Genomic DNA, 10,758 nt, shown 5'->3' on the forward strand with positions numbered 1-10,758 from the left:
GCCTTCTTGTCCTTCACAAAGGTGTACAGCGGCTTGCCGTAGTAAGCCCATTGCATCTTGCCGTCGGCGCGTTTGATCACTGTCCAGTCGCCCTTGGACTTGTCCATGGCGGTAGCCGCCAGCGGTGGCCAGTTGGCAGCGCACGCGTCATTGCACATGGACTTGCCAGCAGCATCCTTGGCAAAGGTATACAAGGTCATGCCCTTGCTATCGACCAGCATGCCACCCTTCTCCGTCGCTGGATCAGCGGCGAAGGCCATTGCCGGTAATGCCAGGGCAGCGGCCAACATCAGGGCTTTGAACGATTGAGCGTAGTGAGTCATAGAAACCTTCCTTTGTGGTTGTCAGGATCTGGATTTAAAGCGTAGTTCAGGATTGCGCTGCTTGCCGCACGACTAAAATACTGTCACACGACTGCAATAATTCCGTTATCTAATGCGGCGCAAGACAGTTAAATGACAAGAGGATTAAGGCATGGTTGGCAGGAGCATTCTGATCGTCGACGACGAAGCGCCCATTCGCGAAATGATCGCCGTTGCGTTGGAAATGGCCGGCTATGACTGCATGGAGGCCGAAAACTCCCAGCAGGCCCACGCCATTATCGTCGACCGTAAACCGGACCTGATCCTGCTCGACTGGATGCTGCCCGGCACGTCAGGCATCGAGTTGGCCCGACGTCTCAAGCGCGATGAACTGACCGGGGACATCCCGATCATCATGCTCACCGCCAAGGGCGAAGAAGACAACAAGATCCAGGGCCTGGAAGTCGGCGCCGATGACTACATCACCAAACCGTTTTCCCCACGCGAGCTGGTTGCGCGCCTGAAGGCCGTACTGCGTCGTGCCGGTCCTACCGACGGCGAAGCGCCGATCGAAGTCGGCGGCCTGCTGCTGGACCCGATCAGCCACCGCGTGACCATCGACGGTAAACCCGCCGAGATGGGCCCGACCGAATACCGCTTGCTGCAATTTTTCATGACCCATCAGGAACGCGCCTACACTCGCGGGCAATTGCTCGATCAGGTCTGGGGCGGCAACGTGTATGTCGAAGAGCGCACTGTCGACGTGCACATCCGCCGTTTGCGCAAAGCACTCGRCGATGCCTACGAGAATCTGGTACAAACCGTGCGTGGCACCGGCTACCGGTTTTCTACCAAGGCCTGAGCCGGCCCTTACCTGCTCGACACGCTGACAAGGACGCAAGTTTAAGTGAACCAAAACTGGCATGGCACTCTGATCCGCCACATGCTGTTACTGGTCACCGGCTGTCTGGTGATCGGCCTGATTACTGGCTACTACGGCTGGAGCCTGGCCGCAGGCCTGGGCATTTACCTGGCCTGGACCCTCAAGCAATTGCTGCGCCTGCACGAGTGGCTGCGCCTGCAAAAGCCCGACGAACCACCACCCGATGGTTATGGCCTGTGGGGCGAAGTGTTCGACAGCATCTACCACCTGCAACGGCGCGATCAGCGCGTGCGCGGACGCCTGCAAGCGGTAATCGACCGGGTTCAGGAGTCCACTGCAGCGTTGAAAGACGCGGTGATCATGCTCGACAGCGACGGCAACCTGGAATGGTGGAACCGCGCCGCCGAAACCCTGCTGGGCCTCAAGACCCCGCAAGACAGCGGTCAGCCGGTGACCAATCTGGTGCGTCATCCGCGCTTCAAGGAATACTTTGAGCAGGACAACTACGCCGAGCCGCTGGAAATCCCTTCGCCGACCAACGATCGGATGCGGATCCAGCTGTACATCACCCGTTACGGCAACAACGAACACCTGATGCTGGTGCGCGACGTCACCCGCATTCATCAGCTTGAACAAATGCGTAAAGACTTCATCGCCAACGTCTCCCACGAACTGCGCACGCCGTTGACGGTCATCTGCGGCTATCTGGAAACCCTGCTCGATAACGTCGAAGAGGTGAATCCGCGCTGGAGCCGCGCGTTGCAGCAAATGCAGCAACAGGGCGGACGCATGCAGACACTGCTCAACGACTTGCTGCTGTTGGCCAAGCTCGAAGCCACCGATTACCCGTCGGACAACCAGCCGGTGCCGATCGACAACCTGCTGCAATCGATCAAGAGTGACGCCCAGGCGCTGTCCGGGCAGCGCAACCAGCACATCACCCTTGAAGCCGATCCATCGATCATGCTCAAGGGCAGTGAAGCCGAGTTGCGCAGCGCGTTCTCGAACCTGGTGTTCAACGCCGTCAAATACACTCCGGACGGCGGCAACATCCGCATCCGCTGGTGGGGTGACGAACAAGGTGCGCACCTCAGCGTGCAGGACTCGGGAATCGGCATCGACAACAAACACCTGCCGCGCCTGACCGAGCGCTTCTACCGCGTCGACTCCAGCCGCAACTCCAATACCGGCGGCACCGGGCTGGGCCTGGCCATCGTCAAACACGTTTTGTTACGTCATCGTGCGCGAATGGAGATCAGCAGCGTGCTCGGCCATGGCAGCACGTTCACCTGCCATTTCGCGCCCGCACAGGTCACAAAATCGCGGGTCAACTCGTTGACCGACTAGCGCGAACGTTGACTGAACACTAGGCAATCGCCCTGTCAGCCGCTACATTGGCTGACTTGGGCCTGCCTTTCAGGCTCGGCAATCCCCTTTCTTTTCGAATATACGGAACCCGCAAAACTCCATCATGGACCCTTCCCCTGGCGTGACCCTCGCTTCACTCTTCGCCGATTTCGGCATGATTCTTTTTGCAATGATCCTGGTTTTGCTCAACGGCTTTTTCGTTGCGGCGGAATTTGCCATGGTCAAACTGCGCTCGACCCGGGTCGAGGCCATCGCGGATAAACACGGCTGGCGCGGGCATATCCTGCGCACCGTACACAGCAAGCTCGACGCTTACCTGTCCGCTTGCCAATTGGGTATCACCCTCGCATCCCTGGGCCTTGGCTGGGTCGGTGAACCGGCGTTCGCGCACATTCTAGAACCGTTGCTGGACGCGGTCGGCGTCAACTCGCCGGAAGTGGTCAAGGGTGTGTCGTTCTTCACCGCCTTCTTTATCATTTCCTACCTGCACATCGTGGTCGGCGAACTGGCCCCCAAATCCTGGGCCATCCGCAAACCCGAGCTGCTGTCGCTGTGGACGGCGGTGCCGCTGTACCTGTTTTACTGGGCGATGTACCCGGCCATTTACCTGCTTAACGCCAGCGCCAACACGATCCTGCGGTTTGCTGGCCAAGGTGAACCCGGCCCTCATCACGAGCACCATTACAGCCGTGAAGAACTGAAACTGATCCTGCACTCCAGCCGCGGCCAGGACCCGAGCGACCAAGGCATGCGCGTACTCGCCTCGGCCGTGGAAATGGGCGAGCTGGAAGTCGTCGATTGGGCCAACTCCCGGGAAGACCTGGTGACGCTGGAGTTCAACGCGCCGCTCAAGGAAATTCTCGCGCTGTTCCGTCGTCACAAATTCAGCCGCTACCCGGTGTACGACAGCGAACGCCAGGAGTTCGTCGGCCTGTTGCACATCAAGGACTTGCTGCTGGAACTGGCGGCGCTGGACCACATTCCCGAATCGTTCAACCTGGCCGAGCTGACCCGCCCGCTGGAACGCGTATCGCGGCACATGCCGTTGTCGCAGTTGCTGGAGCAGTTCCGCAAGGGCGGTTCACACTTCGCCCTGGTTGAAGAAGCCGACGGCAACGTCATCGGCTACCTGACCATGGAAGACGTGCTGGAAGTGCTGGTCGGCGACATCCAGGACGAACACCGCAAGGCCGAACGCGGGATCCTCGCCTACCAGCCGGGCAAATTGCTGGTGCGCGGTGACACACCTCTGTTCAAGGTCGAACGCCTGCTGGGCATCGATCTGGACCACGTCGAAGCGGAAACCCTCGCCGGGCTGGTCTACGAAACCCTGAAACGGGTGCCGGAAGAGGAAGAAGTGCTGGAAGTCGAAGGTTTGCGGATCATCATCAAAAAGATGAAAGGCCCGAAGATCATTTTGGCCAAGGTGCTGATGCTCGATTGAACCCTGCGCGAGCCCGCTGTTGTGGCGAGGGAGCTTGCTCCCGCTGGGTCGCGTAGCGGCCCCGAACCCTGCAATAGCACTCGTCCTGACACACCGAGCTGATCTGTTTGGGGACGGCTTCGCCGTCCAGCGGGAGCAAGCTCCCTCGCCACGGTTGATCGCAGTGACCTGGATTATTGTTTGCCGAGCGCAAAGTTCGGCAAGCTGCCCACCGGTTGGTTGAACTGGTACGGAATCGACACCAGCCCCAAACCGCTATTGCGCTGCACCACGAAGTGCAGGTGCGGCCCGCTGCTGTTACCGGTATTGCCCGATAACCCCAACGCACTGCCGACCGCCACCCGCTGCCCCTCCCGCACACACACCGAACCGCGCTTGAGGTGCAGGTACACGCCCATGGTCCCGTCATCGTGCAACACCCGCACGAAATTGCCCGACGGGTCGGTGCCGCGTCCGCTCTGGTTGTTTTCGGTTTTCACCACCACCCCGCCACGCGCTGCGATGATCGGTGTGCCTTCAGGCATGGCGATGTCCATGGCATAACGGTTCTTGACCCCAAAATGGCTATATCGGCCATTAGGGCCCTGAGTCAGGTGGAACGGGCCTCCACGCCACGGCAGCGGATACCGATAGGCCAGCGTGGTGTCTGTGGGGTTGCCCAGGGAATAGTTGAACGCCGGGGTATAGGCCAGCGGCTTGCCGGGCGTAATCGCCGTGAGCAGCGCCAGAYGCACGGTGCTGCGCGCCGGCAACACCCGGCGGATCGGCTGTGCCGGCGCACCGCTGACATTCTTCAGCCCGGTGAAACTCAGCTCGACCTCTACCGGCGCATACAAATCGTTGCGCACAAACACACTGTGCGTGTCCCTCTGCTTCTTGATATCCAGAAGTACCTGGCGCTCAAGGTGCTCGTCCATGCGGTCGCGGAACACAAAGATCCGCGCGCCATGGGATGGGCGGTCACTGTACGAGACCACACCCGTCACGCTGGTGGATTTTTTGGCCGCGTCCTTTTGCGGCAACTCCCAGGCACGAATGGTTTTGTACAGTTCCTGCATCAGCCTGGAACGCAGGCGCATGTTGGCCGCTTGTTGTGGAGTGTCTTCCAGCGCATCCCAGACACTGGTGAAACGCTCGGTTTGAATCTGACGTTCGGTCATGGTGTTCAACCTATTTCCTGCAATCTGGCACGTGCCAGTTCGATATCCCGCATTTCGGTTTTCGATCGTTCCCATGCTCTGCGTGGGAATGCAGCCAGTGATGCTCTGCGTCACCGTCGAACTGGACGCAGAGCGTCCGGAGAGGCGTTCCCACGCCGGAGCGCGGGAACGATCAGCTACATCTTGACCCGGTACTCCGTTGGGTTCGGTGGGTCGAGGTTGTCCATGGCGCGGTCGATCAGCAGTTGGGCGCCTTCGGCCATGCGGTAGATGGCGAGGGCGACGTTGCGGCGGGAGCCTTCGATTTCGAAGGCGAGGTCGCCGGCGATGGCTTTGATGGAGGCGATGTCTTCAGAGGCGTTGGCCAGGAGGCTGTCGGTGTCGACGTCTGGGGCGACGATGAAGAGTTGGCCTTTGCGAGCGTCGGCCAGGTGGATCTTGGGTGGGGGCGTGCCCAGATGGTGGTCGAGGGCGCGTTCGGCGGCTTCGTGGAGTTTTTTCGAATCGATGGATTCGTAGGGGGAAGTTGCTGGGTCTTCTGGTGGATTTGGTGTCGGCTTAAACATAGGTGAAACTCCGCAATATGGAGCTGACCCTGTTTCGCTTGCACTTCGAAAGAGGTGGCAGCTGTGCATAGGTGTGCAAGACCGGCGGAGTTACCCGGCAGACCCGAAGGTCTCCCATACACAGCAGCCATAACGATTCGCGAGCATAGAAAAACGCTCGATGAATTGCCATAACCCATTGTGTACCCCGCCGGACTTGCACGTCCGTGTCACCGTTTTTTGGTGACAAGGTGAGACTAGCCGCGAACCACTGGCCGGGATAGTTACCGAACACCGCTACAACTTGAAGGAAATGTCCTAGGAGTTGGGAACGCTCAATGAGCGCGTCAGGGAGAGATGCACTGAGTTCGATGACCCCATCGCGAGCAGGCTCGCTCCCACACTGGAWTGCGGTTCCCTGTGGGAGCGAGCCTGCTCGCGATGGCGATCTAATCAGCGACGCTGTACTTACGCGCCCGGTACGAAATGCTTCTGCGCCGTGCCGCGGGCGATCAGGCGGGAGATGTAGTCGAGCTTTTGTGCGTCCTGGTCGACGAAGCGGAAGGTCAGTTGCAGCCAGTCGCTGTCGGGTTTCGGCTCGTGGGCGACGATGGCGTGCAGGTAGCCGTTCAGGCGGGCGACTTCGGCGTTGTCGCCCTGCTCCAGGTCGAGCACGGCGCTGTCGAGCACTTGCGGCAGGGTGTCGGTGCGCTTAACCACCAACAAGGCTTCCTTGATGCTCAACGCTTTGATGACGCATGGCTGAGTACCACTGGGCAAGCGCAGTTGACCTTGGCCACGACCACCGGCCGGGGCCGCGGACGCCGCTGGTGCCTTGACCGGCGGGCTGTTGAGCAKACCGCGAGAAGGCGCGGCAGCGGCAGCCGGTGTGGCGGCGGGCTTGGCGAACGGATTGACCGCAGCCGCTGCAGGGGCGACGACCGCAGCCTTGCCGCCCGTGAGCGCGCTGAGGGAGTCGTTGCCGAACGCCGAATTCATCTTGGTGGGTGCGCTGTTCATCAAGGTGTCGAGTTTGCCGACCTTGTTCARSGCCTGCTTGACCTTGGTCAACAGCTGCTCGTTGGTGAAYGGYTTGCTGACRTAGCCRGAAACSCCRGCCTGGATCGCCTGRACCACGTTTTCYTTRTCGCCACGGCTGGTAACCATGACAAACGGCATGCTCTTGAGATTGTCCTGCTCACGGCACCAGGTGAGCAGTTCGAGGCCAGACATTTCCGGCATTTCCCAGTCGCACAGGACCAGGTCGAATGCTTCCTTGGCCAGCATGGCCTGGGCCTTTTTGCCGTTGACGGCATCTTCGGTCCGGATACCCGGGAAGTAGTTGCGCAGGCACTTCTTTACCAGGTCGCGAATAAACGACGCATCGTCCACGACCAACACACTGATCTTGCTCATCCAACACCCCTATAGAAATCCCGGCAAGCATAACGCTGGCTGATGGCACTTTGCCAAAACTCTTCAGTCACGCCGGGACTTTTCGTTCGCGGGTGCTGCTTTTTCATTCGGCGTTTCAATTCGAAAGCCACACAAACAAAAACGCCCGACCACAAGGCCGGGCGCTTTACTTGGGCAATCTTACTTATCGTCAGCTTTGCCCGGAACATTAGCGCTTTCGGCACTTGTGCCTTCAACTTCTTCCTTCATGCGCTTGAGGCCCAGGTGACGGACATCGGTACCGCGCACCAGGTAAATCACCAGCTCGGAAATATTGCGGGCATGGTCGCCAATCCGCTCCAGCGAACGCAGCACCCAAATGATGCTCAAGACCCGCGTGATCGAACGCGGGTCTTCCATCATGTAGGTCGCCAGCTCGCGCAGCGCGGTCTTGTATTCACGGTCGATGACCTTGTCGTACTGGGCCACCGACAGCGCCAGCTCGGCGTCGAAGCGGGCGAAGGCATCCAGTGCGTCGCGAACCATGTTGCGCACCTGGTCGCCGATGTGCCGAACTTCGACGTAACCGCGCGGGGCTTCGCCTTCTTCGCACAGCTGGATGGCACGGCGGGCGATTTTGGTCGCTTCGTCGCCGATGCGTTCCAGGTCGATGACCGACTTGGAGATGCTGATGATCAACCGCAAGTCCGATGCAGCCGGCTGGCGACGGGCCAGAATGCGCAGGCATTCTTCGTCGATATTGCGTTCCATCTGGTTGATCTGGTCGTCGATCTCACGCACTTGCTGGGCCAGGCCCGAGTCCGCTTCGATCAATGCAGTGACCGCGTCATTGACCTGTTTCTCGACCAGCCCGCCCATGGCCAGGAGGTGGCTGCGCACTTCCTCAAGCTCAGCGTTGAACTGCTGGGAGATGTGGTGGGTAAGGCCTTCTTTGCTAATCATGTTGGCGTCCTTGGAGCGTCCGGTAAGGTGCGGTCTACCGCAGCGATGGTTAAGCGAACAACGCTAGCGGCATCCTAGCCGTAACGACCGGTGATGTAGTCTTCGGTCTGCTTCTTCGCCGGATTGGTGAACAGGGTATCGGTGTCGCCGAATTCCACCAGTTTGCCCATGTACATGAACGCCGTGTAGTCGGAAACCCGCGCGGCCTGTTGCATGTTGTGGGTCACGATGACAATGGTGAACTTGGATTTCAGTTCGTAGATCAGCTCTTCGACTTTCAGCGTCGAGATCGGGTCGAGTGCCGAACACGGTTCGTCGAGCAGCAGCACTTCCGGCTCGACCGCGATGGTACGAGCGATCACCAGACGTTGCTGTTGACCACCGGACAAGCCCAGGGCCGACTCGTGCAGACGGTCTTTCACTTCATCCCAGAGTGCCGCGCCTTTCAACGCCCATTCGACGGCTTCGTCGAGTACGCGCTTTTTGTTGATGCCCTGAATACGCAGGCCGTAGACCACGTTTTCATAGATGGTTTTCGGGAACGGGTTTGGCTTCTGGAACACCATGCCGACGCGACGACGCAGTTCGGCCACGTCTTCGCCCTTGCGGTAGATGTTGTTGCCGTACAGGTTGATCTCGCCTTCGACGCGGCAGCCATCGACCAGATCGTTCATCCGGTTGAAGGTGCGCAGCAGCGTTGACTTGCCGCAGCCGGACGGGCCGATGAACGCGGTCACGCGCTGCTTGGGAATGTTCATGCTGACGTCGAACAGCGCTTGTTTGTCGCCGTAGAACAGGCTCAGGCTCGGCACTTCGATGGCCACGGTTTCCTGTGCCAGGTTCAGGCTCTGTTTGTCGCGACCCAGGGCCGACATGTTGATGCCGTGGGTGTGTGTTTCGTGCTGCATGGGAAACTCCCTGTGCTAACAAATTCGGTTCGGTTGTGTGGGAGCGAGCCTGCTCGCGATTCGGGCAACGCGGTTCAAGTCTGAAACCGCAGAGATGCCATCGCGAGCAGGCTCGCTCCCACAGAAAAATCAGTGCTGCATGAAATCAGCTATCCAGCGCTTTGTATTTCTCGCGCAGGTGGTTACGAATCCACACTGCAGACAGGTTGAGCGTCGCGATCACCAGCACCAGCAACAGCGCCGTGGCGTACACCAGCGGCCGTGCGGCTTCGACGTTCGGGCTCTGGAAGCCGACGTCATAAATATGGAAGCCCAGGTGCATGATTTTCTGATCGAGGTGCAGGTACGGGTAGTTGCCGTCCACCGGCAGCGACGGCGCCAGTTTCACCACACCCACGAGCATCAGCGGCGCCACTTCACCCGCGGCGCGAGCCACGGCGAGGATCATCCCGGTCATCATCGCCGGGCTGGCCATTGGCAGCACGATCTTCCACAAGGTTTCAGCCTTGGTCGCGCCGAGGGCCAACGAGCCTTCACGCACGGTGCGAGGAATCCGCGCCAGGCCTTCTTCAGTGGCCACGATCACCACCGGCACCGCCAGCAGCGCCAGGGTCAGCGAGGCCCAGAGCAGGCCCGGCGTACCGAACGTCGGCGCCGGCAAGGCTTCAGGGAAGAACAAACGGTCCACCGAGCCGCCAAGTACGTAAACGAAGAAGCCCAGACCGAACACGCCGTAAACGATCGCCGGAACGCCCGCCAGGTTGTTCACCGCAATGCGGATCAACCGGGTCATCGGCCCCTGGCGTGCATATTCACGCAGGTAGACCGCTGCCAGTACGCCGAACGGGGTGACGATCATCGCCATGATCAGGGTCATCATCACGGTGCCGAAGATCGCCGGGAAGATCCCGCCTTCGGTGTTGGCTTCACGCGGGTCGTCGCTGAGGAACTCCCAGACCTTGTTGAAGTAGAAACCCAGCTTGGTCAGGTAGCTCATGGCGTTCGGCTGGTAGGCATGAACCACTTTGCCGATGCCGATTTCGACTTCTTTGCCGTTGGCATCGCGAGCGGTCAGGCTGTCGCGGTTGAACTGCGTGTGCAGGTCGCTCAGGCGTGCCTCGACGTCTTTATAACGAGCGTTCAGCTCAGCGCGCTCAGTGTCCATGTCGGCTTGCGCGGTCGGATCGAGCTTGCCTTCAAGCTCCAGCTTGCGGCCATGTAGACGAATGCGCTCAAGGCCTGCGTTGATCGCGCCGATGTCGGTTTTTTCGAGGCTTTTGAGTTGTGCCGCGAGCTTGTTGACGCGGTCCACCCGCGCTTGCAGCTCCGGCCAGGCCGCTTCGCCTTCAGCGATGACCTTGCCGTCCTGTTTGACGTTGAGCAGGTAGCCGTAGAAATTGCCCCACTCACGGCGCTCGATGGTCATCAGCTCGCGCGGCGTACTCTGGTCGGTCAGCCACTCGCCGACGATCCAGGTGAAGTCGTTGCCGTTGATATCACGGTTACCGACCTTGATCAGCTCGCGGGTCATGAATTCCGGGCCTTGATCCGGCACTGGCAAACCCGCGGTTTTCAGACGCTCACGCGGTACTTCTTCCTTCTGCACCACTTCGCCGATGACGACATGGTTGGCCTGGCCCGGCACGTYGTAACTGGCGTGSATCAGATCYGCCGGCCAGAAGTGSCCCAGACCGCGCACGGCAATCACCGCCAGCAAACCAATGGTCATGATGACCGCRATGGACACCGCGCCACCGCTGATCCAGACGCCGGGGGCGCCGCTCTTGAAC

At 59.9% G+C, this 10,758-nt stretch carries 10 protein-coding genes; 3 read left to right on the top strand and 7 right to left on the bottom strand.

Annotated elements, in window-relative coordinates:
- The coding region (locus tag AC1DH9_RS19225; protein ID WP_477808592.1) for a COG4315 family predicted lipoprotein at nt 1–323 on the bottom strand (323 nt) is incomplete at its 3' end.
- A gap of 151 nt (nt 324–474) precedes the next feature.
- Here AC1DH9_RS19225 and phoB point away from each other — a divergent pair.
- From phoB to AC1DH9_RS19240, 3 genes are all read left to right on the top strand, one after another.
- Nucleotides 475–1,164, top strand: a complete 690-nt coding sequence (gene phoB, locus AC1DH9_RS19230; protein ID WP_477808593.1) for a phosphate regulon transcriptional regulator PhoB — start codon at nt 475–477, stop codon at nt 1,162–1,164.
- Nucleotides 1,165–1,245: 81 nt separating this feature from the next.
- A complete protein-coding gene (phoR, locus tag AC1DH9_RS19235) occupies nt 1,246–2,532 on the top strand; it encodes a phosphate regulon sensor histidine kinase PhoR (protein WP_427534008.1) in 1,287 nt (428 codons plus the stop codon).
- A gap of 124 nt (nt 2,533–2,656) precedes the next feature.
- Nucleotides 2,657–3,997 carry a hemolysin family protein gene (locus AC1DH9_RS19240; protein WP_427546691.1) on the top strand — a complete coding sequence of 447 codons (1,341 nt, stop codon included), beginning with the start codon at nt 2,657–2,659 and terminating at the stop codon, nt 3,995–3,997.
- 173 nt (nt 3,998–4,170) lie between these two features.
- Here the strand turns inward: AC1DH9_RS19240 and AC1DH9_RS19245 are convergent, their stop codons facing one another.
- From AC1DH9_RS19245 to pstA, 6 genes are all read right to left on the bottom strand, one after another.
- Nucleotides 4,171–5,157, bottom strand: coding sequence for a peptidoglycan DD-metalloendopeptidase family protein (locus tag AC1DH9_RS19245; protein WP_477808594.1), 987 nt, complete (start codon nt 5,155–5,157; stop codon nt 4,171–4,173).
- Nucleotides 5,158–5,333: 176 nt separating this feature from the next.
- Entirely contained in the window at nt 5,334–5,723 is a 390-nt protein-coding gene (locus AC1DH9_RS19250; protein ID WP_103314791.1) for a DUF6124 family protein, read from the bottom strand.
- Nucleotides 5,724–6,170: 447 nt separating this feature from the next.
- Entirely contained in the window at nt 6,171–7,118 is a 948-nt protein-coding gene (locus tag AC1DH9_RS19255) for a response regulator (protein ID WP_477808595.1), read from the bottom strand.
- Between the two features lie 180 nt (nt 7,119–7,298).
- Entirely contained in the window at nt 7,299–8,060 is a 762-nt protein-coding gene (gene phoU, locus AC1DH9_RS19260; protein ID WP_054594760.1) for a phosphate signaling complex protein PhoU, read from the bottom strand.
- A 74-nt stretch (nt 8,061–8,134) separates the two neighbouring features.
- The gene (gene pstB / locus AC1DH9_RS19265) at nt 8,135–8,968 is read right to left on the bottom strand and encodes a phosphate ABC transporter ATP-binding protein PstB (protein ID WP_054594761.1); all 834 of its coding nucleotides are present in this window, start codon (nt 8,966–8,968) and stop codon (nt 8,135–8,137) included.
- 145 nt (nt 8,969–9,113) lie between these two features.
- Nucleotides 9,114–10,758: phosphate ABC transporter permease PstA (pstA, locus tag AC1DH9_RS19270; protein ID WP_477808596.1), on the bottom strand; the 1,645-nt coding region annotated here is incomplete at its 5' end.

This window comes from Pseudomonas sp. 05T35, assembly GCF_056396605.1.

Bases quoted from the DNA above. Each gene is read 5' to 3' on its own strand.
- phoR (WP_427534008.1), top strand. From the start codon at position 1,246: ATGCTGTTACTGGTCACCGGCTGTCTGGTGATCGGCCTGATTACTGGC.
- AC1DH9_RS19240 (WP_427546691.1), top strand. From the start codon at position 2,657: ATGGACCCTTCCCCTGGCGTGACCCTCGCTTCACTCTTCGCCGATTTC.
- AC1DH9_RS19250 (WP_103314791.1), bottom strand. From the start codon at position 5,723: ATGTTTAAGCCGACACCAAATCCACCAGAAGACCCAGCAACTTCCCCC.
- phoU (WP_054594760.1), bottom strand. From the start codon at position 8,060: ATGATTAGCAAAGAAGGCCTTACCCACCACATCTCCCAGCAGTTCAAC.
- pstB (WP_054594761.1), bottom strand. From the start codon at position 8,968: ATGCAGCACGAAACACACACCCACGGCATCAACATGTCGGCCCTGGGT.